Genomic DNA, 25,221 nt, shown 5'->3' on the forward strand with positions numbered 1-25,221 from the left:
CCTAAAGGATGAATCTTATCTTTCAAGGATTACAGGACAGCAACACACCATCCAAAAGATTCAATCTTGAAAGCCAATCAGTCGTGTCAGTAAACACGTAGTCTATTGTTTTGATGAGCGTATTGTCGCAACTTAAACTCAAAACAAGATCATGCAAAAATAATTTTACATGGCTAGGCGGCTCAAGCAGCAAAAAATATGCTGATCTTTCGCTGACGATGCAGCGAATAAGGTTGTGCTTGGTTTGGTTAAAGCTGTGTTAAAAATATTTAGATGCGTCAATCTACAACCTAGTTGAACTATGGATGAAGTTGATCTGCATCTGCTGCATTTTTACAGCATTCACCGTGTTTGAAAGGTCAATAGACACTATTCAAGGTATAAAAAAAGTTGTATTGCGCAACTTTAAAAACTACAGCAAAATCGGATTTTACTATAAAAGTTCAAAATTAATCTGATTTTATTACATGAATAAAACAACATCAATTTTTTTTGCATACAGCAAAGTCATTATATACCGTCTGTTATATGCGGGATAAAGTATTTCCTTGCTTTTTGCCCAAGTATGCGTTGAAAGACTTCGGCAATTAAGATTCAGGCAATTGATCAGGTGTTGGCTCACTATCCAATTGCTGTAAGCGTTGCAGCAATTCCTGTTTTTGTTCGGCAGTTAAATGGTTTTGAATCTGCTGCAAAATTTCAGCCGTGCCTAATTGTGTTGGGTTTTGTTCTTGTAGGCTGACGTCTTCTGTCGTGTGAGTGGTTTCTAGCACATCAGCATAAATTTCTGCAAACTGCGGTTGTAAACTTTGCCATGCGATGGGATGCAGCTGTTGATGTTCCAGTTTTAAACATTGAAAGCGTTCCGCTTGTTCCAAAAGTTCGCTGCGGTTGCCTGTGGCAATAATTTGTAAGCGCGGAAAAGCTTGATGTAAACGGGTCAGTATTTGTGCGGCCTGTTGTTGATCGAGCTGATGATCAATCTGGTCAATCAACAAAATACCATCTCCCTCGCGACACGGATACAAACTGTTTGGGTTTAGCAAACAGAGGCGACGTACAATATCGCCTACCAGAGCAATCCAGTTGCGCTGACTGTTCGACAATTGCTGATACAGCATATCTTTGCCCTGACAGCGCACCATGAGTTGTAATTTAGGCAGATGTTGTAGATATAGGTCTTCAATTTCAGGCAGCACGATTTGTAAGGCATCTTTCAGTGCTTGTAAACTCGGTGCATGCATTTGGGTATAGGCATGCAATAAGGACTGATTCAGGGTTTGTGCGAGTTCGCTTTGTTGTTGCTGATATAGCTTGTGTAAAAGCTGCGCACTTTGGGCATTTTCAATATCGGAAATTTCCCGCAACCATTCAAAAAAACGAGTAAATGTCGTGAATGGAATCGCAGCAATTTCGTAGGCATGTCCAGGTTGTAAAATCAGCGGATTATTTTTATTGAGTAAATTAACTTCATTCACGAAGCGTTCTGCAGGGTAGTAGGCAATCAGCGGTAGACCTTGCATCGGGTCATGTTTAATGGCGTGTTGATAGAGCTGCACCATTTTTTCAAGCTTGGCGGTTTCTGCTTTGCTTACTCCTACGCCGCTACTATTCAGGGTTTTATATAATTGCCAGTCACAATGTTGGGTGCTTTCAATTTGCGTGTTGCTTGATTCTGCCAAACTGCCTATTTCTGCTGGAATTTCCACACAAACATCAATTTTAGCTTGCAAGCGGTTGAACAAAATATCTTGATCTTGCATCACCAAACCCGCAGTGCGTAAGTCTTTATAGCGAGCGGCAAACCAAGTCAGTGCTTGATAACTAAATCGTAACAGCGAGGTTTTACCCGCGCTTTGGTCTGCCAAAATAAGCGTAATGGGCAGGTCGTGATAATTGAGTTCGAGTTTTAGGTCTGCAAAATGGGTGATGTGTCTGAAATGAACCGATGTAATTTTCATAGCGCACCTGCTGCAATTACCCCACCGCTTTGCGTAACGATGTCGGCATTTTTATTTTCAGTTGTTGTACCAAATCGTAAATATGATGAATATTTAAACTGACTTTAGCACGTGTGCATGCCACGTACAGTAATCTTAATTCTTCATCGCTAATTTTATGCTCTTTGTCGTTCAGTTTAAATTGGTAGTCGTCTTCAATATGTACCCGATTCCATTCTAAACCTTTGGCTTTATGCGCTGTCGAAATAATATAGTCGGCTTGGTCAATTGGGGTGATTTTTGCCAACGCCCGTTTGAGTGGATTAGTACCATGATCATCCACCAGTTTGACCAAAGGTTTAATGTCGCTGCCATCGTTGGTTTCACAATATTCATGTACATCATGCCAAGAGTTAAACCATGCCAGTTCTGGAACGTCGGTCACACGTTTGCCTTGTTTGAGCATCGCGGCAGCATCCACAAAACGGTTTAAGCGCACATGGTCGGCTTGCAGACTGACTTTATCGCCATGCACTAAACCTGCCAGTAGCAGTTCCATGGCACGGGCGTTGGTACGGCATAAAATCGCATCACGCATTTTGGTATGCGGTTTGTTGACCACTTTGGAATGTAATTCTGGATTGCCCAAGAGTGGCACGGTTTCATTCAGCCCACCTAAAATGGCATTGGCGGTCAGGGCAATTTCTTCACCAAAACGGAACGATGTGGTCAGTCGTGATTCAGGCAAAGGTAATTGCTGCATGGCATTGATTGCACCACGCCAAGCATAGATTTGCTGATGCGCATCGCCCACATAAATCACTTGAGTATTACGTTGCTTGAGTAAAATGCCCAGCATGAGCGGGTCGGCATCTTGAGCTTCGTCAAACAGCACATAATCGGCAGGAATGTTGGGTTCAGACAAGGCCCAAAGTTTCAGATAAATATCGTGTCCAATGCCTGCCTGATGATTCGGGTCAATTGACTCCAACCAGCGTCGTTCTACCGCAGGATAAAGATGCTTTTGTAAGGTGTCGATGTCATCTGGATGCAACCAACTGGGTGCTTGTAAATGTCGTGGGGCAGGGTATTGCGAACTGGTCGAGCAGAAATGACTCACGGCATTGGCCACCAAACTGGCTAAACGACTTGGCATCAACACATATTTTTCATAGCGTCCGCCCATCATACGTCTAAGGGTAATCGGTTCTAAACGATACTCTTTGGCAATAAAACTTGGACTTAAACGGGGTAGGCGTAATTTGTCGGTGACTCCACGTGGAACGCTGCGATATGCAAGCGAGTGAAATGTACGACAATCGACCTGACGATGAAATTTACTTTGTGCTTCTGCGGCAATGGCTTTGTTAAATGCCAAGTACATGCCACGCCGTTCTGGCATGGCATCACTGATCATTTGTAAGGTCGTGGTTTTACCTGTACCTGCATAGGCAATCACTTTAAAAGATTTGCCCAGACGTGCATTATCTATAGCAGTGGCTTGCTCATAGGTCGGGCGAGGCTTGGTGATTACAGACACAGATCAGGGTTGGCTTTTCGCGTTAATGGCTACGGTTGGCTTTTTCAACCAAGCCTGATAAACCTTGACGACGAGCCAATTCATTCAGTACCACTTGCGGTTCAATATCGAAATAACCCAACATGACAATGCTGTGGAACCATAAATCGGCCACTTCATAAATCAGGTCATTTTTGTTGTTGGCATTGGCTTCGGTGTTGAAATCTTTGGCGGCAATAATTGCTTCCACGGTTTCTTCACCGACTTTTTCCAAAATTTTATTCAAGCCTTTATGGTATAGCTTGGCTACATAAGATGAGTCAGGATTAGCGGTTTTGCGCTCGCTCATCATTTGCCCTAAATAAGCCAAAACTTCAACCTGTTCAGCTTGTGCCTTTGATTGGCTCATGGCTAAGGTGTGAGCATTGGCGGCTTGTTCACCATAAATTTGATTCGGGTCTTTCAGATGTGCATCTACAATTTCCCAACCATTGGCGGTGAGTTTGCGATAGAAACAAGATTCACGCCCTGTGTGGCAAGCAATTCCACCATGTTGTTCAATTTGCAGGATAATCACATCGGCATCGCAGTCCAGACGAATCTCGTGCACAGTTTGAAAGTGTCCAGATTCTTCACCCTTGTGCCACAATTTATTGCGTGAACGTGAAAAATACACCGCCTGATTTTTTTCGGCAGTCAGTGCCAAGGCTTCACGGTTCATCCACGCCACCATCAACACACGTCCTGTTTGATGATGCTGTGCAATGGCAGGCACTAATCCTTGTTCGTTAAATTTTACTTCATCGAGCCATTGCAAGTTATTCATGAGTTGTTCACCAAAATTAATTTAAATTGTATGGACGCTATTTTCTGAGCGCACGATTTTGCATCGTCCCTATAGTGTACGTGATTCAAGACAATTTACCTAAATTATCTTGCCAGATTTGTACTGTCAAAGCGTTTGCATAAATTGAGGGAAGTTTTGTTTTTCCACCATTTCCAGAAATTCATCGCCCAAACGCTGACTTTCTGCCACCGATTGTTTCCATAAGCGAATGCGCTGTGCCTGATCTAAACCTTTTAAGGTGAAGTCTTTACGATCGGGCAAACGGCCTAAAGGCAAGCTGCTTAAATATTCTGCCGAAGGTGATAGCAAGAGTGTCCGGGCCTGATTTTCAGGATTGGCTTTACGATGCTTCAACATTTTATCAAACCAGCCAGGGGTAATGCTGTCGGTAAAGTGTGGGTACAGCACAATGCCCTGACTTTGGTAAGGTAAATCTAGATGGTAGTCAATTAAGCCACCATCCCGATAACTGCCCACGGGCGCATCAGGAATGTCACGAATAGCAGACATCACCCCGGGAATAGACGCTGAGGCGAGCAGCCACGGTGCGACATTCTGCTCATTCAGGGCTTGGTAATGGGTGACAAAATCATCTTCTACCATAAACTGCTGACCTTGCGCAGGTTGGCTGATGACGCGTTGCATAAATAAGCGGTTATGTTTGCGCGCAATGGCATTGCTACCAATAATTCCAGCCACAGATGCTAGCAAAGGCAAGGCTTGGTCACTTTGGAAAATATGTTGAGCTTTGACGGAAATGACCGTGAGGTGATAGTCAGGATGCTGAATCAGTTGTTGTTGCTGTCCCTGAATCAGTTCAAACAGCATATTTTGACAAATCTCAGCGACTTCTTGGCGCGACATTTTTTTATGAAAATACAAGTTGGTATATAAATCGGACAGGCGTTCAGTGCCTTGTTTTGCGCCCCACGCCAAAATACTGGCAAAGCGCCAACTGCCAATTGAAGAACCGACCACAGTACGACGCTTTGGGGCTTGGGCAAAAAACTCGCCAAAAATAGCTTGGTCTAAGCCTTGAATGCCAATACCTTTGGGGCCGCCTGCTGCACCTGGAATAATATCGACGTGTTGGGCATGTAAGCCTTCTTGTTCAATCAGTTGGCGTGCCAGATGTCCTGCGCGAATACTGAGTGCAGGGGCACGTTTATGCAAAAGCTGAGTCATGCTTGATCTATAACGCTACAAATGTGCATTAATTGTAGGCGTGGTGATTTTTGCAACAATGGCGAGAGGCATCATTTGGTGACTGATGAGTCATGCGGTAGTTTTTAGGATGAGTTAGAGAAAATCAGCGTGATAAAAAAGCCTGCTTTAAAACAGGCTTTCTAATTTTTTTATCGTCTAATCAGTTTGTTATCAAGCAATGTGGCTTTATTTAGCTATACGCCAAATCGCCAAGAAACTTGCCAACGCGATTAAAACAATAGAGACATACCACGGTGCAATAATCGCAATGGAGAGGAAAATGGCCATAATGCTGCCAAAAATCCAGCTGCGTTTTTGCTGATGTTCCATTTGTAGACGCATGCTTTGTAATTCATGCAATTGTTTGGAATGCCAAGCCGATTGGTTTTTTAAACCATTTAAACTGTCAATCATTAAACTTGGTAAGTCTTGCGCACCCAGTAACAGGTCGGGAATTTGCTGCCCAATTTCTTTGACATTTTTGACTGGATTCATATTGGCTTTAATCCAATCCGTTAAAATTGGTTTTGCCAGTTTCCAGATATCCAGTTCTGGATATAAGTCTGTGCCCAAGCCTTCAACATGCACCAATGTTTTCAGGAGTAGCATCAATTGCGGTGGAATTTCCAAATGGAAACGACGTGCAATATCCATGACCTGAATCAGAATGCCTGCAAAGTCCAATTCGTGCATCGGTTTAGACACCATTGGCCCGACAGTACGGCGCATTTCACGGGCGAGAGCATCTTGATCTGTGCCCGGTGGAATCCAGCCAGCTTGGTGTACCACTTGAATCAGCTGCATAAAGTTGCTGTTCATCACCGCCAGCAACATACGTGCTACGGTCATTTGGTCATGCTTGGACAGCTCGCCCATAATCGCACAATCTAGCGCAATAAAACGCGGATTATTCGGATTGATGGTTTCCACAAAGACGTTGCCAGGATGCATATCGGCATGGAAAAAGTTGTCACGGAACACTTGGGTAAAGAAAATCGTGAGGCCTTTTTCTGCCAAATCGGCACGATTCATCCCCAAACGATCAAAGGTTGCCGTGTCGGAAATTGGCACACCTGTAATGCGCTCTGCCACCATCACATCTTTACTGTCCATATAGACTTCAGGCACGTACATCATGCTTGAGCCTGTAAAGTAGTGACGCATGCGGCGGGTGTTATCCGCTTCTAAGGTCAAATCCAGTTCGTTGAGAATAATTTGACGATAGTCCTGAATAATTTCAGATAAATGTAGAGCGCGTGCCGCTTCCAGACGTTTTTCCAGTGCTGCACCGAGCCATTCCAGAATTTCAAAATCTTGTAGAATTTGCTGGCGAATATCGGGACGGGTGACTTTAACGACGACTTCACGACCATCATGCAAGGCAGCGGTATGGACTTGCGCAATGGAGGCTGCTGCTAAAGGTTGCTCATCAAAACGGGCAAACAGGGTGTTGATGTCTGCCTTGAGCGATTGCTGAATTCGCATTTGTGCCACGTCAGAACCGAATGGTTTGACACGGTCTTGTAGCAACACCAATTGCTGTAAAACTTCAGGCGGAATCAGGTCACGACGCGTAGACAGCAATTGCCCAAGTTTAATTGCCAATGGTCCCATTTCTTCTAAAGCTTCTTTGAGCTTCAGCGGGTTTTTACGTTCTTTACTTGACCAAGCCGCAGGGTGCATGCGAATAAAACTGAGCGCATGACGTGCCTTTTCTGGTAGTTCTTCCGCAGGAAACAACGTGTCGAGTCTATAGTGCGCGGCAATGCGCCAAAGTTCGAGTAAACGTGAAACGTGCGGAATCATAAAGACTTATTCCCTAGGGTTGAGTGGAGTTTAAGGTGTCAGAAGCGGTATCTGGCTGTGCATCAAGCTGCGCTTGTAGCTGTTGAATTTTGGCTTCGGCGCGGTCTAAATTTTGTTGAAAAATGCGCGTGTCTTGTTGTAAGTCATCCATTTGCCAGCGTGGGGCAAATAAACCACTGTCTTCTTTTAGGGCATCTTCAGCAAAGAATAAATAACTTTCTAAAGAACGTTTTAAATGTTTCGGTGCCAGCTGGATTTTGCCAATTTCATGCGCCAAAGCAGGGCCAATCCACGGGCTTAAGTGTGCGGCCAAGTCTGGTTCAGCCTGCTGCATAATACGCTGTATATCTTGCAAAAGATGATAATCACCTTGCAATGGGATATTACCGACATCTTCAGCCAATAGCAGTTTGATCAGCTCAACCACATTTTTTACATGCAAGGTCGCCGTTGCTTCATTCATGCTTGACTGCTGCTCGAATGGGCGTTGTTCAAAGATGGATGCGCTTTCAGTGTGTCCTGTTGGCGTCGGCTCCAGGCGAACCTTGCCATCGTCAAAAAACACATCGACAGAGAGCTGTGGAGAGTCAATCACCACACGCAACATTTTGACTTTCAATTCATTGAGCTGAATGCGAGTAATGGCATCCAGATCAATCATATGATGAATTAATCGTTCAACTGCACCGAGTGCCAGAATCGACCACATAGCATAAAACCTTAAAGTTTAAAGCCGCGGTGAACCGCCACAATACCACCCGTAAGATTGTGGTAGTCACAGTTCTGGAAACCGGCATTTTCCATCATGCCTTTGAGGGTACGCTGGTCAGGATGCATACGAATAGATTCAGCCAAGTATTTATAGCTTTCTGAGTCATTTGCGACAATTTTACCCATGAGTGGTAATGCCGTGAATGAATATAGGTCGTATAGCTTAGAGAATGGCTCAAACACAGGTTTTGAAAATTCTAAAATCAATAAGCGACCACCTGGCTTAAGTACACGATACATTGCGGCTAAGGCTGCATCTTTATCGGTCACGTTGCGCAAGCCAAATGAAATGGTCAGCAAGTCAAAGCTGTTGTCTTCAAATGGTTCTAAAGTTTCGGCATTCGCCAACACGAAATCGACATTGGTACAGCCTGCATCAATTAGACGGTCACGGCCAACATTCAGCATAGATTCGTTAATATCTGACAGTACCACATGACCTGTAGGGCCAACTTCACGGCTAAAGACTTTGGCTAAGTCACCCGTACCGCCTGCAATGTCCAGTACGCGCTGACCACGACGTACACCTGACATATTAATCGCAAAGCGTTTCCATAAGCGGTGAATACCAAATGACATTAAGTCGTTCATAATGTCGTATTTGCTTGCAACCGAGTGGAAGACTTCTGCGACTTTCTGGGCTTTATCTTCACTGCTGACGGTTTGGTAGCCGAAGTGTGTGGTTGCACCGACATTGCCTGTGTTGGCACCGCGCGGCAAATTATATTTTGGCACTGAACCCGTAACAGGTGTATCCGTTAATTTTTGTTCTAAAGATTGTTGCTGACCTTGTGGAGCGCCTTGCGGTAGAGGTTCGGTTAAGAATGGACTCACTTTGTCTGTTGGTTGTGCCGACTCGGGAGTAGCGGTAGGCGTTTGATTTTCATTCGACATTGGAGTCACTCCTCAGGATAAAAAGGCTTAAGGCTGCAGTGTATGCATGATGACAGATTCTAAGCACTTGTACAGTAATCATCATGCAATTGTTATGAATAATATACAGAAAAAACCAAAGATAGCGTAAGTGTGCTGAATAAGTGTTGGTTATTTCACACATTGGGATTATGAAAATGGATGTAAATCACCTGCATGTACTTTGGCAATAATTTCCCGTTCTGTGGTAGTAAATTGCTTCACAAATTTCTCTGCAGACTTTAATGGTTTCATGGCTAAAAAGCCATCTTGCATAAACTCATACATAACTTGAAAACTGTATTTTTGCGCCGCGCCTTTACACATTTTAAAAGCGGTATAGACCACAAAAGAGCGCATATATTTATCTAGGTTTTTACCCAGTTCATCCAACATATTTAATTGTTTTAAGCGTGCTTCGCCCTGATCGAGCTTTAAATAAGTCAGACGCATCATCTCATCATTTAAAGGCATATTTTCAGGATAGTCCTGTAGCAATTGTATCGCGACTTGTTCATCTAACTGCACTGCCAAAATCGCCAGACTTACCCCAGAAGTCCCTGTTTTTATTGCATTTTCAGGGATGATTTTTTCAGCTTTGTGTGCATATTTCAGTAGGCGAGCAATTTGACCTGCCAAAGCGTCAAAATCTGGACCGCCATATAAGCGGTTTAAAAAATATTCAGCCATCAAGACATTGTGCTTTTCGGCAAACTGTGTGGCATGGGTGCGTTGCATACGCTGTTTTTGCCATGCTTGAACATCTTGTAAGCGTTGAAAAAGCATAGGATTTTTATGATATTTAAATTGATAATACAGTTCTAACAGCTCATCTAAAGCAGCAAGTTTAGACATAGGGTGTCTCATTATTGAGTTGAATGGGCAAATCTTAATGTGAGTTTGATCTCGTCGCTATGACAAATTACACAGAATTCCAAACGGCAAAGGTCAGTGTGTGAGATTAATCTACAAAAATACGCGAAAAGTTGTTAAAAAATGGGTCGATATTCGTATACTGATCAAAGTCTGTCGCTCATTCTAATATCGTAAATATAGACGAATGATCAGCAGAGCTTAAATAACACAACAATAGGGTAGATGATGTCACAAGCACATACTGAATTTAAACTCATGGAAGAAGAACAACTTTCAGTCGAGCTAATTGAAGCCCAATATGCTTTAAAAAATACCAAAGGTGAAAAAAATGCCAAAAGTTTGCTGATTTTAGTGAGCGGCATTGAATTGGCGGGGAAAGGAGAGTCGGTCAAACAACTTAGGGAATGGGTCGATCCGCGTTATTTAAGGGTAAAAGCCGATGCGCCACACCCGTTTAATCCCAAACAGACACTTTGGCAGCCTTATGCACGTTTTATTCCTGCCGAAGGTCAAATAATGGTGATGTTTGGCAATTGGTATAGTGACTTATTAAGCACAGCCATGCATGTGTCTAAACAAATTGATGACACCATGTTTGATAACTATGTCGAAAAAATGCGTGCCTATGAAGAAGACTTAAAAAATAACCATGTGGATGTCATTAAAATCTGGTTCGATTTATCGTGGAAATCACTACAAAAACGACTAGATGATATAGAACCGAGCGAAGTGCATTGGCATAAATTGCACGGCTTGGATTGGCGCAATAAAAAGCAATATGACAGCTTGCAAAAGCTGCGCCAACGCTTTACCGATGACTGGATTATGATTGATTGCGAAGATGAAACCATCCGCGATCAACAATTTGCACAGCATATTTTACGTGCTTTAGAGCATTGTCCTGTGCATCCGACCAGTTCGGGCATCACTTGGCAAGCTGCAGAAATTCCAGAAGTTTTGCTTAATCCTGTATCTGAATCGGTCAATGAGGATGACTATAAAGCAGAGTTAAAGAAACTCACGAAAAAAGTGGCAGATGCACTGCGTTTAGATAACCGTAATGTCAGCATTGTTTTTGAAGGAATGGACGCAGCAGGCAAAGGCGGCGCGATTAAACGGATTGTAAAAAAACTGGATCCGCGTGAATACGAAATTTACACCATTAGTGCACCTGAAGCCTTTGAAATCAGTCGTCCTTATTTGTGGCGTTTTTGGACGAAAATTCTGCCTGAAGAAAAAATCAATATTTTTGACCGTTCTTGGTATGGGCGGGTATTGGTAGAACGTGTAGAAGGTTTGATTAGCCCACTGGAATGGCAGCGTTCTTATGACGAAATCAACCGTTTTGAAAAAGACTTAAATGATCATCAAACTGTCGTCATCAAATTTTGGTTAGCCATTAGTAAAGATGAGCAGGAGCTGCGTTTTAAAGCACGTCAGGAAACTGCACATAAGCGCTTTAAAATTACAGATGAAGACTGGCGTAACCGCAGCCGTTGGGATGATTATTTGGTGGCTGCGGCAGATATGTTGCAACGTACCAGTACCGAATATGCACCGTGGCACATCATTCCGAGTAATGACAAAAATGCAGCACGTTTGGAAATTTTAAGAACTATCTTGAAACAACTCAAGGCAGAATAATCTGCCTCGAGGATGCAAAGACTGCGTGTTAAGTTAGCTGAATTTGAGTCTGTTTAGTTTAAAAATTAAGCATTCACAACTTTGGCTTGTTTAAGCTGAATGCTTTTTGCCAGTTTATAGCTTTCTTCAACATGCGTTTCGGCAATTTTTTTCATAATAAAATAACCCAAACCTGCTGCCACCATTTGTCCACCCAATGGAATAAACTTGGTGACTTGTTTGGTGATGTACTTGGCTGCGACATTATTCAGGGATTTTTTTACTGCAGTACGCGCCACGACTAAGCCTGAAAATTCCACACCGCGTTTACGCAATTCGCTCCAGTGGACTTTTCGGGTTTCAGGATCATACACGCTGACTTGCTCAGGAGATAAGCCAAAACGTGCATTAATTTCTGGAATCAGTTGCGACAAGATGCCCACATCAATGACAACGTCTAAGAACGGCACAGGAATGACGGCTGCACCTGCAGAAAAATAGGCACGTTTTTTGACCAGTTCTAGGCATTCTGCACGAATCATTTCCAAGTCTAGGCTTGGATCAATACTGTCTGGAATTGTCTCTCTTTTTATCATAAATACAACCTTAAAATGGCGGATAATCGTATGCTGTTTGGTAAATTAAACCACTTTATTCAAAGCACTTTTTGAATAAAGTAGGCAATAAAAGTATGCTTGTAAAGTGGCATACACCGTTGTAAGTGTATAGCCAATAATCTTTATTCTTTTGTTGTGCTTGAGGCAAATGATAGATCAACGGCCTTCTAGTACATTTAATACATTCTTATTCAAAATAAATTAAAGGATACCTTATGGCGATTCATGTCATACAAAGCCAACGTATAGAAGTTTTAGTCAATGAAATGCTGAAAACCATACGTCAACCGACATCGAATCCGCTTCAGGTGCTACAAACCCAGCATTTTATTGTGCCTTCAGTGGCAGTAGAAAAGTGGCTGACGGAAAAAATAGCCGAGCAAAAAGGCATTAGTGCCAATACTGAATTTCATCATCGTATTCGTGCCTTTCAATGGGCCGCTTATCAGGCAGTTTTAGACGATAAAGATCGGGTGCGTCAGGCAAATATTCCGCGTATTGTGATGCAATGGCGTGTGTTTTATGACTTACAACCGTGGATACAACACGAACAAAACCCACTTCCTGCCGAGCATGCTTTACATCGTTTGATTCAGCGAATTTATGACAGCGCAGAGCAATTGTCACAGGGTTTAGAAAAGCAGCTCAAAAAGCAAAACATGCTGTATTGGGTGGCAGATAAAGTTTCACGTTTATTTAGCAATTACATGGTTTATCGTGGTTTTTGCCAAAAAGGCTGCGAGGGTGTCTGCCAATGTCAAAGCAATTGGTTAGCGGTTTGGGGACAACAGAAACGCCTGAACTTAAAGCAGCAAATTTATATCCCTAAAAACTTTGAGAGCGAAGAAGAAAAACAAGCGGCATTGGAAATAGCCGCATTTACTCAAGAGCAAGCCGAAGAATTAGAGCAATGGCAAAGTTGGTTGTGGTTGCATATTTTTCATGCAGATTTTGAAAAAATGCAGGAGATTGATCTGCAATTTTGGCAAGCTTTGGGCGAGCCTGAAAATCCAAATTCGTGTATTAACAAATTACCCAAACAGTTGGTGATTTTTACCTTATTGGATTTGCCGCCAAGTCAGTTGCTGTTTATCCGCCGTTTGGCGCAGTATATGGATATTTTTATTCTGCATTACAACCCATCGCAAGAATATTGGGCAGACATGGTCGATCCTAAGTGGAAATTAAACATGGATGCGCGAATCAAAAGTCGTTTTATTCGTGAGATGGAAAGTCAAAATAAAACCGTAAGTGATGATGATATTGCTGCATATATCAAAAAATATAATGGCGAATTTAATGCCGATATGCGCGAGTCACATCATCCTTTGCTGACACGCTTTGGTAAACAGGCACGTGATCACTTTTCTTTATTGGCGGCGTTGTCAAGTGGTGATGAAGGCGAGTGGTATGATCTTTTCCCTGAAGAAGAGCCGCAGCATTTACTGGGTAAAATTCAATCGGATGTATTGAATTTGGTTGAGCCAGTCGCGCAGGCGTATGACTTAGATCCTGCCGATGAGTCATTGCAAATTCATGTGTGTCATTCAAGTTTACGTCAGCTTGAGGTACTCAAAGATCGTTTAATTGCATGGCTAGGACAAGATGACAGCCGCCAAGCCAGTGATATTTTGGTATTGAGTCCGAAACTCAAAGAACAAGAGTCTTTAATTCGCAGCGTATTTGCTGCACCGCCAAGTGAGCGTGATCTCTATCAGAAAGGACAACAAAAAGCACAGCAGAATCAAGCTACTTTAGGGCATCAACTCAGTCAAGATAGTGTGTATTTGCCTATTCAAATAGCAGGTATCAGCTCTTTAGATATTCACAATGCTTGGCGTGCGGTGGTTGGGCGTATAGCGTTGGTACAAGGACGTTTTAGCTTTGAGGAGTTTGGTGACTGGTTGAGTTTAGCTGCCACACAACAGCGTTATGCCTTGAATTTAAACAACATTGAGCGCATGAATGAGTTGTTGGCCAATGCAGGTTTTAAACGTGGTTTAGATGCCGAGCATTTAAAACGCAGCCTGAGTGCAGATGATCAAGATTATCGGTTCAGCTTAAAGTTTGCTTTAGATCGTTTGGCTTTGGGCGTTGCAGTGCCAGAGCATTGCGTGGTTCAGCACACTTTAAGTTATGCCGATGTGCAAAGTAGCGATTTTGAATTGATTTTTAAACTGGTTCAAATTTATCAGGATTTTGCACAGCGCCGTGATTGGCTAATTCAGCATGAATTGGGGCAAGCCAAAACGGTGGAATATTGGCTTAAACAACTGATGCAAGACCTGAGTGAGTTTCAGGATGCAGGGGTAGATGTGTTGGCATCGGTGTTTAGTTTGGTGCAAAAACATGACCGTATGCTGACCTTAGCCAGTTATTTTGATGTGCAGTCGGGTCAAGATTTGCGTCATTTAAGCTTACCGCTGGATTATATTCTGCAAGAAATTTCAGCCCAGCTCGAAACCCAACTCGAACAAGCCAGTCCATCGGGCGCCATTACCTTTAGCCAAATTGGTGCAATTCGTCCACTGCCGTATAAGCTGATTGTGATGCTGAATTTGGACAATGGCGTGTTCCCAAGTCGTGACCAGCAATTGGCTTTTGATTTGATGCAATTATTAAAACCACAACTGGGAGATCGTTCACGCATTGAGGATGATCAAGGGGCATTTTTAGATACTTTATTGTTGGCGCAAGACAGTGTTTGGTTATTTTATAACGGTTTTGATGTCAGTGATGGCGAGGTGCGCGATCCATCCGTGCTGGTGCAGGAATTTGTGCAGCATTTGGAGTTGATTGTGAAACATCCCGATGAAGCTAGCGATTCACGCTTAAATTTGAATGGTGTCGAGATTCCCGCACAATTGAAATCTCTTTATCACTTACATAGTTTGCAACCTTTTGATCAACTGCGTTTTGCCGAAAGCCGTGAAGTTCGCTTTAAAGATCAATGGTATCGGGTTGCCAAACAAATGCAGCAAGAAACCACACCACGCGAAGCATGGTTTGGTGAATATCCATTATTGCCACAAGACGTGGTGGTACTCGACAGTATGCAATGGATTCGAGATGTGTGTTTCCCTGCGCGTGCCTATTTAAAAGCGATTGGGGTCGAAAATTTACAATCCGACACTGCTGCAATGAACCACGAGCCGCTGATTTTAAATGGCTTGGAAAAATATAGTGTGCGTGATTTTTTACTCCAACATGGCGAGCAAGATGCAGAAAGCTTGTTGCAAGATACTTTACCTGTGGGCAAAACTTTAAATGCTACGTTTAAAACAGGACTGCAAGAACAGCAATATTTACGTGACACACTGCAGCAGTTTGCAGATGAAGCAACCGCAACAACGCAACAGCTATGGAAAATGAATCCGCATTTACATATCCGTATTCAAGTGCCTGAACAGCCTACAAAGCTTTGGTGTAGCGTGGTGGCAGCAAGTGCCAGACCAAAAAAATATGCCGAAGTATGGTTGGAATATCTGTTCTGGGTGGCTTATCAGAACACAGAACAGCAAGATTTAGAACGGATTGTGGTGTGTAAAGATGCAGTGATTCATTTTGCCAATATCCATGCACAGCAAGCACACGAGTATTTAGCCCAGTGGTTTGAATTCTGGAAACATGCACAGCAATATCCTGTGTTATTGCCTGCGGCTTTGGTTCTAAAAATGAAAGATAAAAAAGAATTTGAAATCCAATGGGATGAAGCTCAGTCCGATCAGGTTTTGAATATAGAAAGCTTCGTAAAACATTGGCATGACGGTGCTTGGGGAGGTTTTATTGATGAAAGTGAGAAAAACCACCCAGACTGGTCATTTATTTTTCAAGACAGTGAAACTGAACCGTTGTTGATTGAGGCGTTTCGGCAATATAGCCATCGACTGTATCAGCCCATCATTGAAAATTATGAGTCTGCGAAAAATCTTCAAAAACAAGGGGAATCTGCGTGAACTCATCTAGCCCATTCCCAATTTGTTATGACCCAATTCAAGAGATGCAATTTAAAGGTTTGCATTGGATTGAAGCATCGGCAGGTACAGGCAAAACCTATACTTTATCGAGTTTAATGGTGCGGATTTTCCTGAAAGATTATTTGCCTAATCAAGTGATTGCAACCACATTTACCCGTGCCGCCGCAGCCGAGCTAAAAAGTCGTATTCGTGCACGCTTGCTTGAAACCCAACAATATATCGACCTGTGTTTAAACCAGTCTTTAGATCAGCGCGCCCTTGCAGAGAAAATTGCACAACTACAAGACCCTTTACTCAAACATGTTGTGCAAGAATATTGCTTAAAACTGGACTATGCCAGTTCACGTTTGAAGTTGGTGATTGCACAACTCGATGAGTTATTTGTCGGAACGCTGGATAGCTTTAGCCAAAAATTATTGCGTGAATTTTCCTTTGAAAGCGGCAAAATTGAGCGCGCCAATATTACCGAACAAGCATCGGTTTATACCGAACAATTGCTGCATGATGTCCTGCGTGAATGGATTCAGGCACAGCCCCAGCATGTTGTGGACTATATGCTGTTATGTGGGCGGTTGAAATCGGCAGCCGAATATGAAGATCTGGTCAATACCAGTTTGAATTTTGCATCGGCAGAGATTCAAGGTATAGATCAGGCACAGTTGGAGGTTCAGGATTTAGCAGAGGCGTTGCAGAATTTAGCCAGTATCAACATCACGCAAATTGAAGAATTAAAAGAATATTATAAGGGTAAATATACTTCTGGTTTTTATAAGAATGTGGCAGGTGATGGAGGGGCGGTATTACATCAAATGTTTACTGATGCTTTGCCAAAACTGATTGAAAAAATTAAGCACAACCCTTTAGAACATTATTTTAATTCACATCTTGCTGCATTATTTAATGCAGTCTTTGCACTTTATCTCACCAAAGAGAGGAAACTAAGAGCAACCCCACATTTTAAAAAGACAGATCCAGCCTGTACGCAAGAGGTGCAAGATGCTTTTTTTGATCATCCTGTGATCCGTAAAATTAAAGCAGTGGTGGATGCCAAACTTAATTTTGAGCGTCAAATTGAATTGGTGGATACCAATTTAAAATTCTATTTGGTACAACACGTCAAACAGCGTTTACCGCAACTTTTACAGCAAAAAGGAGAAACCACTTTTTCCCAACAAATTCGCAGTTTAGCTGAAGCTTTGCAGGGAGAACGTGGGCAGCGTTTTGCACAGTTTGTGCATACGCGTTATCCACTGATTTTGGTGGATGAATTTCAGGACACCAACCAAGACCAAGATGACATGCTGGCGCAAATTTGGCGCAATCCAAAGTGGTATGCGCGCGGTTGCATGATTATGGTGGGCGATCCTAAGCAGGCGATTTATGGTTTTCGCGGTGGCGATATGCTGACCTATAACAATGCCCGTGATGACGTGCTGAAAAAGCAAGGTCGCATTTATTCACTCAGACAAAATCATCGTTCAGTGAAAGAGTTGGTCTGTGTGGTGGACGAGCTATTTCAACGCCAACCCGCTTTTGGTGAAAAAGTGATTTATGATCCTGTCATTGCAGGTTCACGTCCTCATCCTGCCTTAATGGATCGGCAACAGGCCAATCCCGCACCGCTGCGTTGGGTAACGGTGGAACATGATCAGGATGAGTCCATTCAAATTGCACGAAAAATTCGCGAGTTATTAAATCAAGGCATTGCAGGCGATTTATATTTTGATCACTCTTCAGGCAAAGTCGCTTTACAAGCCGATGATATTGCCATTTTATCGACCAGTCATCAAAAGCTTGATCAAGCCCAATACGAGCTTGAACGGATTGGAATTCAGGTCAATAGAAGTAGTCAGCGCAGTGTTTTTACAGGCTTTTTAGCCAAAGATGTGGCGGCAATTTTAACTGCAATTTTACATCCTTATGATGAAGCCAAGGTCAAGCGTGCCTTACTGACACGTTTATTGGGTTATAACTTGCAACAGTTGATTGAACTTGAGCAACAGGGGTTAGGTCAGTTTATTTATGACTTCGACTGCATTCGGGAAATGTGGGTCAATAAAGGCTTTTTAACCGCATGGAATTACTGCCTGAACTTATTTAAAATTTGGGAAAATTTGGTGGCAAAACGCAGTTTTGACAATGAACGGCATGTGGTGAATTTACGCCATTTAACCGAATTGCTGAGTCGTCAAAGTGAACGCCATCAAGGGGCTTACATGCTGTATTACTGGTATTTACAGCAAGTTGAATCACCTGCCAAACGCGATTGGGAAATTGAACGAAAACTTTCTAATGCGGCAGGCGTGAAATTGATGACCATTCACCAGTCCAAAGGCTTAGAGTTTAAAGTCGTATTTTTGATGTCGGCAGATCAGCCACCTATATCTGACAAGTCTGCTTTGGTGTTTGCAACGCAGGAAGCGCAAGGCATTGAGCAACGCATCATTGCCATTAAACATAAAGACATAGATGCCACAGCAACGAAGCAACACAGTGAGCGCCGTTTGGCAGAGTTGAATCGCCTTTGGTATGTGGCACTCACCCGTGCCAGTTATAGGGTCTATGCGATGCTAAAACAGCCTACGCCTGCAAAAGAAGGTAAAAAAGAGGCTGCACCAAAATCCGCTGGTTTAAATGTTTGGCGTTTACAAGCGCCAAGTTCAGCAGAAATTGCAGCAGCGTGGAGCTGTGATGAAGCACCTCTGACACAATTGGCGGCAGCATTACAACTCGAACAAGTGCAAGAAATTAAGATTGAAGCCGCAGATTTTCCGCAGCGTCGCTTTTATCCACGAACCAAAACCAGTTTTAGTGGCTTGGCACAACATTTACCTGCCGCCATGCGTAGCGATACTTTGGCATTGGCAAGCGAGGAGCAGGCTGCTGCTGCCGACGAAATCAATCAGGAACCTGTCGAAACGGAACAGGAAATCGTACAGGTGGCTCAACCGATTGCATGGATCAAAGCTAATTTTCAGCGTGGTACTCAAGCGGGGAGTTTTTTACATAAACTCTTTGAATATATCGACTTTCAAGCCAGTCATGATGACATTTTTGAAGAAGTCAAACGCCGTTTTCATAACGACAAAGAGTTTAATTCAGATGTGTTATTGGTAGATTTGATTGCAAAACTCGACACTGCCAAAGGCAGCGCGACTGTGCAGGAAGCAGATATTTTTGCGCACATGACCGAGTGGCTGAAGGATGTGTTGAATACTCCTTTGCACGATACTTTCCAGCTTTCCGCCTTATCTACTGCACATTATTTATCAGAGTTTCCATTCTATTTGGCGTTGGCAGATCAGCGCTTATTTATTCAAGCAATTCAGCAATTGTTTGAAGATGCGGGACATCCTATTCAAGATTTAAATGAAGCCGCTACTGCGCGTTATCTGACAGGCTCAATTGACTTGGTTTATTTTGATGGGCAGTGTTATCACATTGCCGACTATAAGAGTAATTATTTGGGTGCCGATCAGCGCGATTATGAAAAAACCAACCTTGAACACAACATGACCCAATCGAGTTATTGGTTACAAGCGGCCTTGTATTTGGTGGCGTTGCACCGTTATTTGGGCAGTCGTTTGCAAGATTATGATATTCGGCAACATTTGGGTGGAGCCAGTTATTTGTATTTGCGTGGTATGCAGGGGCAAGCAGGGCAAGGGGTGTGTCATTGGCGGCCAGATGCGGAATTTATTCTGCAACTAGATCAAATATTGGGTTACTTTGAACTTAAAAAATAACGCTAAGTCAGCTTATCGACTTAATAAAACAATTGCTTATCCTGTGGATAACTTTGAGGATAACTGTGTGGAAAACAAGCATATTCACTTAAATTCAGCTCAAACGCCAATGCAGGCGTGGATGGATTACCTATGTCAGCCGCCATTTAGCAATGTCACTTTTGATGCTTCAGCGCAAATTTTGATGCAACAGGTACTCGATGCTATTCAGCAAGGGGATAGCTGTATTCCTGCAACCGCAGAACAAGTGGCGGCATTGCAACATTTGTACATGAACTTGCAGCGTAGCGCTTTAAATCCTGATCCACAAATTGCACCGTTTGTATTTGATGGGCAGCGTTTGTATTTGTATCGCTACTGGAAACTGGAACATCAGGTTGCTAGCGATATTTTACGGATTCAGGCGCAGCCGCCTTTGTCCTTTGAATTACAAGCCGAACAGCTTAATTTATTGCAAGATCCACAGCAGCAAAAAGCGTTACAGACTGCGGCAACTCAAAGTTTAAGTATTATCACTGGTGGGCCAGGTACAGGAAAAACCTATACTTTGGCGCATATTGTTGCGGTGCTTAATCAAGCTTTGCCAAATATTCGGATTGCGATGGCTGCACCAACAGGCAAAGCGGCACAGCGGATGGATGAAGCTTTGCAAAATGCCTTGAATAGTCAAGCTTTACAAATGTTTAATGTCGATGCTTTACGTCAATTACGACCCGTGACTTTGCATCGTTTATTGGGCTTAGGCAATACAGGCAAGCCACGTTTTCACGCTAAACAACCTCTACCTTATGACGTGATTGTGGTCGATGAAGCGTCGATGCTGGATTTAAGCCTGTCACAGATGTTATTGGCTGCCATTCCTGCGCAGGCACGTTTAATTCTGTTGGGCGATGCCAATCAATTGGCTTCAGTCGATGTCGGTACAGTATTGGCCGATTTACAGCAAGTGCCTGAACTCGCAAATAACCGTGTCAATTTAGTGACCACACGTCGTTTTGCTGAAGGTGCAAAAATTGGCGCAATGGCGAAGTTTATTCAGCAAGAACATTCTCCTGCACAGGTTTTGGCTGAGTTTGAACAGCAAGTCGTGGCAGCAGGTGAATTAAAGCCAATTCAATTTAAGCAAGTCGAAATAGATGCCCTACAACTGCAATATTTACCTCAGCAAAATGGGCAAATTTCAGCGGAAAATTTAGCGCATTATTATGATCAGCTGATGTATGGTTATCAGGCTTATGTAGCGGTATTAAAAGCACATACTTTGGGCTTGGAACAATCAAGTACAGCATTTCAAGCGCATGTTGAGAATGTGGTGAATGTATTTGATGATTACCGTATTTTAACCGCAATTCGTCATGGTCATTTGGGTTTACAACAACTGAATTTGCAGATTGAAAAACGCTTGTTGCAACAGTTAAAACAAACCAAACATGGCGATTGGTATGCAGGACGCCCCGTCATGATGACCTATAACGATTATCAACTTGGGTTGTCGAATGGTGATATTGGCATCTGTTTTATGCGAGAGCAGAATGATCAGCGCCAGTTTGAAGTATATTTTCCAAGTTTAAATAAGTGGGTGCCTGCAACACGCTTACCTAAAAATATTGAAACCGCATTTGTACTTACTATTCATAAATCGCAAGGTTCTGAATTTACTCATACAGCTGTGGTGTTGGATGCTGCGGCAAAAAACTTGCTGAGTAAGGAGCTGATCTACACTGCCATTACCCGTGCTAAAAAAGTCGTAAGTTTGTTGGTTGATGCGCAAGCTTTGCAGCAAGCTTTGATGATTCGTACCCGTCGCAGCAGTGGTTTATTAGCCAGAATTAATGACGCTTTGGATTGTTAAGTAAAACTGAATAAGAGATGGTTTTGTACGAAATGGCTTACATTGATTCGAGAAATTTGCGCATAGAGATTTCAAGATCTTTTTGAGAAGATGACTTCACATAAAAAGCTCAATAGGGATAGTTGAGCATAATCGCAGAATAATAACGATAAATGTCGAAAGACAGCGAACTGACAGGACGTGAGTGAGAAGAGGAAACTTACAGCCGCTAAGCCTTGTAGTTTTGGGAGAGACTACAGGGCTTTTTTATGCCTGTAAGTTTGGGTGATTTGCAAAATGCTGACAATGCTTACCTGTTGTAAGAAAAAGCTTACAAACAGATACGAGAAATACGACTTCTTTCACTTTAGTATTGTGGCAAAATCTACCACACAAGGACGTGAAAGCAAGAACAGGAATGTTCAGAGAATAAGACGCGAAAACGCGCAAATAACCACAATAAACAAGACAATAAGAATAATAAGACAAGAAACTACAGCGCAAAAAACAGCCCGAGCTATGCTCGGGCTGTTTTATTTTAACGGCAAAATATTCCAGTGGATGAAAGGCAGTTGGCAAAATATTACATATTATCAATCATATACAATTGTATATTTATTTTCCTTAGACACTTTATACCTAACATGATGTGTATACCCTTAGCATAAATCATACTTTTATTGGTACATCTCAAAATTAAAAGTGCTTGTTTGTCGTTCTGTTTTGCAATCGGCACGTTTTTGCCTTAAAATAATGCCCTTGCTGTAGTGATGCACGGCAGTCAATTGAGCAATCAATTGATCGGTATCAAATCTTTTTATTAAGCATCTCGGAGAAATCGAATGGCTTTAACAAACGCAGATCGCGCAGAGATCATCGCTAAATTTGCTCGTGCTGAAAACGACACTGGTTCACCAGAAGTTCAAGTAGCGCTTTTAACTGCTCAAATCAATGACTTACAAGGTCACTTCAAAGAGCACAAACACGACCACCATAGCCGTCGCGGTCTAATCCGTATGGTTAACCAACGTCGTAAGTTACTTGACTACCTTAAAGGCAAAGATGTGACTCGTTACAGCGCATTGATTGCTGCTTTAGGTTTACGTCGTTAATTCGATTTAAGCTTTTATTTTCGGACTATTGCATGTTGAATGCTGTATTACTGAAAACTAAAGTATATCTAGCCTTGGCTAGATCAGTGGAAGGGGCGAATGATTCGCTCCTTCTTTGTGTTTAAAAATCGTGTTTCATTCGAGTGAGGTCGGCTTCTAAGCTTTGTCATTTACCTAAACAATTGTATTGTGAATGCCAAACCTTAGGGGTCTCCACGAGAATAATTGTTCACAAGAACTAGGAAAAAATAAAACATGTCGATGTTTAATATTATTCGTAAAGAATTCCAATTTGGTCAGCACCAAGTTGTACTTGAAACTGGTCGTGTAGCGCGTCAAGCCAACACGGTAATGATTACTATGGGTGGCGTGACTGTATTGGTTGCAGTGGTTGCTCAACCAACAGCAAAAGCGGGTCAAGATTTCTTCCCACTGACTGTTAACTATCAAGAAAAACAATATGCTGCAGGTCGTATCCCAGGTGGTTATGGTAAGCGTGAAGGCCGTGCTTCTGAAGCAGAAACTTTAATTTCACGTTTAATTGACCGTCCAATTCGTCCGTTGTTCCCAGAAGGTTACTACAACGAAATTCAAGTTACTGCGACTGTTGTATCTTCTGACAAAACCATGGAAGCTGACATTGCTGCAATGTTAGGTACGTCTGCTGCACTTGCAATTGCAGGTACACCGTTCCGTGGCCCAATTGGTGCGGCGCGTGTGGGTTTAATCAACGGCGAATACGTGCTTAACCCGAACTTTGAACAAATGGCGCAATCTGACCTTGACCTTGTGGTTGCAGGTACAGAATCTGCTGTATTGATGGTTGAATCTGAAGCAAAAGAACTTTCAGAAGACCAAATGTTAGGCGCAGTGCTTTACGGTCATGACGAAATGCAAATCGCGATTCAAGCGATCAAAGAATTTGCTGCGGCTGCAGGTGCAACTGAGTCAACTTGGACTGCTCCAGAGAAAAACGAAGACCTTCGTGCAAAACTAAAAGAAGCGTTTGAAGCAAAAATTTCTGAAGCGTACACCATTGCGATCAAACAAGACCGTTATGCTGCATTAGATGCACTTCAAGCAGAAGCAGTTGCGCAATTCGTTCCTGAAAATGACGAAACTGGCATTGCAGATGACTTGAACGAACTCTTTGAAGATCTTAAATACCGTACCGTACGTGACAACATCTTGTCTGGTAAACCACGTATTGATGGTCGTGACACCAAAACCGTTCGTGCGCTTGACGTACAGGTTGGCGTTCTAGACCGTGCGCACGGTTCTGCATTGTTTACCCGTGGTGAAACTCAGGCTTTGGTTACCACCACTTTAGGTAATACACGTGATGCCTTAATGGTTGATACCTTATCGGGTACTAAAACTGACAACTTCATGTTGCACTACAACTTCCCTGCATATTCAGTAGGTGAAACAGGTCGTGAATCTGGCCCTAAACGTCGTGAAATTGGTCATGGTCGTTTGGCACGTCGTGGTGTGCAAGCAGTTCTTCCTGCAGCAGATCGCTTCCCGTATGTGATTCGTATCGTATCGGACATCACTGAATCAAACGGTTCATCTTCTATGGCGTCTGTTTGTGGTGCATCGTTATCACTTATGGATGCAGGTGTTCCATTGAAAGCACCAGTTGCGGGTATCGCAATGGGCTTAGTGAAAGAAGGCGAGCGTTTCGCTGTACTTTCTGACATTTTGGGTGATGAAGACCACCTTGGCGACATGGACTTTAAAGTTGCGGGTTCTGCCAACGGTATTACTGCATTGCAAATGGACATCAAGATTGAAGGCATCACTGAAGAAATCATGGAAGTTGCATTAAACCAAGCTTATGCAGGTCGTATGCATATCTTAAATGCAATGAACCAAGTGATTTCACGTGCGCGTCCAGAAATTTCAATGCATGCACCAACTTTCCAAGTGATTAACATCAACCCAGACAAGATTCGTGACGTGATTGGTAAAGGTGGTGCTACCATCCGCCAAATTACTGAAGAAACTAAAGCGGCAATTGATATTGAAGACAACGGTACAGTGCGCGTATTTGGTGAAACCAAAGCTGCTGCACAAGCTGCTGTTGCAAAAATTCAGGCTTTAACTGCTGAAATCGAGCCGGGTACAATTTACACAGGTAAAGTAATCCGTATTGTTGAATTCGGTGCGTTCGTAAATATCCTTCCGGGTACTGACGGTTTACTTCACATTTCTCAAATTTCAAATGAGCGTATTGCCAACGTTGCAGACGTGTTGAAAGAAGGTCAGGAAGTGAAAGTACAGGTTGCTGATGTAGACAACCGTGGTCGTATCAAATTAACTATGAAAGATATCGAACAAGCGTAATGCTGTGTTGATGATCTGAAATGGTCAAAAAACCCGTATTCAATCTGAATGCGGGTTTTTTTATGCTAAAAATTTTGTTGCATCGTACA

General features: G+C 42.8%; 15 protein-coding genes. 6 read left to right on the plus strand and 9 right to left on the minus strand.

Going from position 1 to position 25,221, the window contains the following annotated elements; genetic code table 11:
• Nucleotides 1-587 precede the first annotated feature (587 nt).
• The 8 genes from FTT91_RS04370 to FTT91_RS04405 form a co-directional block, all read right to left on the minus strand.
• Complete coding sequence (locus FTT91_RS04370) at nucleotides 588-1,961, minus strand: AAA family ATPase (RefSeq protein ID WP_154321107.1); 1,374 nt, start codon at nucleotides 1,959-1,961, stop codon at nucleotides 588-590.
• A 16-nt stretch (nucleotides 1,962-1,977) separates the two neighbouring features.
• Nucleotides 1,978-3,480 (minus strand): UvrD-helicase domain-containing protein, encoded by a 1,503-nt coding sequence (locus FTT91_RS04375; protein WP_004975892.1) that lies wholly within the window; start codon nucleotides 3,478-3,480, stop codon nucleotides 1,978-1,980.
• Nucleotides 3,481-3,502: 22 nt separating this feature from the next.
• A complete protein-coding gene (gene hisIE / locus FTT91_RS04380) occupies nucleotides 3,503-4,285 on the minus strand; it encodes a bifunctional phosphoribosyl-AMP cyclohydrolase/phosphoribosyl-ATP diphosphatase HisIE (RefSeq protein WP_180169038.1) in 783 nt (260 codons plus the stop codon).
• Between the two features lie 126 nt (nucleotides 4,286-4,411).
• Nucleotides 4,412-5,491, minus strand: a complete 1,080-nt coding sequence (locus FTT91_RS04385; RefSeq protein ID WP_131261096.1) for a patatin-like phospholipase family protein — start codon at nucleotides 5,489-5,491, stop codon at nucleotides 4,412-4,414.
• Nucleotides 5,492-5,698: 207 nt separating this feature from the next.
• Nucleotides 5,699-7,318, minus strand: coding sequence for an AarF/ABC1/UbiB kinase family protein (locus FTT91_RS04390; protein WP_096901336.1), 1,620 nt, complete (start codon nucleotides 7,316-7,318; stop codon nucleotides 5,699-5,701).
• Between the two features lie 13 nt (nucleotides 7,319-7,331).
• Nucleotides 7,332-8,027, minus strand: a complete 696-nt coding sequence (locus FTT91_RS04395; RefSeq protein WP_180169039.1) for an SCP2 domain-containing protein — start codon at nucleotides 8,025-8,027, stop codon at nucleotides 7,332-7,334.
• A gap of 11 nt (nucleotides 8,028-8,038) precedes the next feature.
• Complete coding sequence (ubiE, locus tag FTT91_RS04400; RefSeq protein ID WP_180169040.1) at nucleotides 8,039-8,983, minus strand: bifunctional demethylmenaquinone methyltransferase/2-methoxy-6-polyprenyl-1,4-benzoquinol methylase UbiE; 945 nt, start codon at nucleotides 8,981-8,983, stop codon at nucleotides 8,039-8,041.
• Between the two features lie 168 nt (nucleotides 8,984-9,151).
• Nucleotides 9,152-9,856 carry a hypothetical protein gene (locus FTT91_RS04405; RefSeq protein WP_180169041.1) on the minus strand — a complete coding sequence of 235 codons (705 nt, stop codon included), beginning with the start codon at nucleotides 9,854-9,856 and terminating at the stop codon, nucleotides 9,152-9,154.
• 246 nt (nucleotides 9,857-10,102) lie between these two features.
• On the opposite strand from FTT91_RS04405, the gene FTT91_RS04410 reads away from it, so the two are divergent.
• A complete protein-coding gene (locus FTT91_RS04410) occupies nucleotides 10,103-11,521 on the plus strand; it encodes a phosphate--AMP phosphotransferase (protein WP_180169042.1) in 1,419 nt (472 codons plus the stop codon).
• A 65-nt stretch (nucleotides 11,522-11,586) separates the two neighbouring features.
• Here the strand turns inward: FTT91_RS04410 and FTT91_RS04415 are convergent, their stop codons facing one another.
• A complete protein-coding gene (locus FTT91_RS04415; protein WP_004975913.1) occupies nucleotides 11,587-12,096 on the minus strand; it encodes a hypothetical protein in 510 nt (169 codons plus the stop codon).
• 236 nt (nucleotides 12,097-12,332) lie between these two features.
• Here FTT91_RS04415 and FTT91_RS04420 point away from each other — a divergent pair, with 236 nt between their 5' ends.
• From FTT91_RS04420 to pnp, 5 genes are all read left to right on the plus strand, one after another.
• The gene (locus FTT91_RS04420; RefSeq protein WP_180169043.1) at nucleotides 12,333-16,073 is read left to right on the plus strand and encodes an exodeoxyribonuclease V subunit gamma; all 3,741 of its coding nucleotides are present in this window, start codon (nucleotides 12,333-12,335) and stop codon (nucleotides 16,071-16,073) included.
• Between the two features lie 44 nt (nucleotides 16,074-16,117).
• Nucleotides 16,118-19,840, plus strand: a complete 3,723-nt coding sequence (locus tag FTT91_RS04425; protein ID WP_180169081.1) for a UvrD-helicase domain-containing protein — start codon at nucleotides 16,118-16,120, stop codon at nucleotides 19,838-19,840.
• Nucleotides 19,841-19,949: 109 nt separating this feature from the next.
• A complete protein-coding gene (gene recD / locus FTT91_RS04430) occupies nucleotides 19,950-21,692 on the plus strand; it encodes an exodeoxyribonuclease V subunit alpha (RefSeq protein ID WP_218952004.1) in 1,743 nt (580 codons plus the stop codon).
• Nucleotides 21,693-22,513: 821 nt separating this feature from the next.
• Entirely contained in the window at nucleotides 22,514-22,783 is a 270-nt protein-coding gene (gene rpsO / locus FTT91_RS04435) for a 30S ribosomal protein S15 (protein WP_004975922.1), read from the plus strand.
• A 261-nt stretch (nucleotides 22,784-23,044) separates the two neighbouring features.
• A complete protein-coding gene (gene pnp / locus FTT91_RS04440; protein ID WP_171257431.1) occupies nucleotides 23,045-25,132 on the plus strand; it encodes a polyribonucleotide nucleotidyltransferase in 2,088 nt (695 codons plus the stop codon).
• The last annotated feature ends 89 nt before the right edge of the window (nucleotides 25,133-25,221 follow it).

The organism is Acinetobacter sp. YH12021, assembly GCF_013420145.1.
Lineage (GTDB): Bacteria > Pseudomonadota > Gammaproteobacteria > Pseudomonadales > Moraxellaceae > Acinetobacter > Acinetobacter towneri.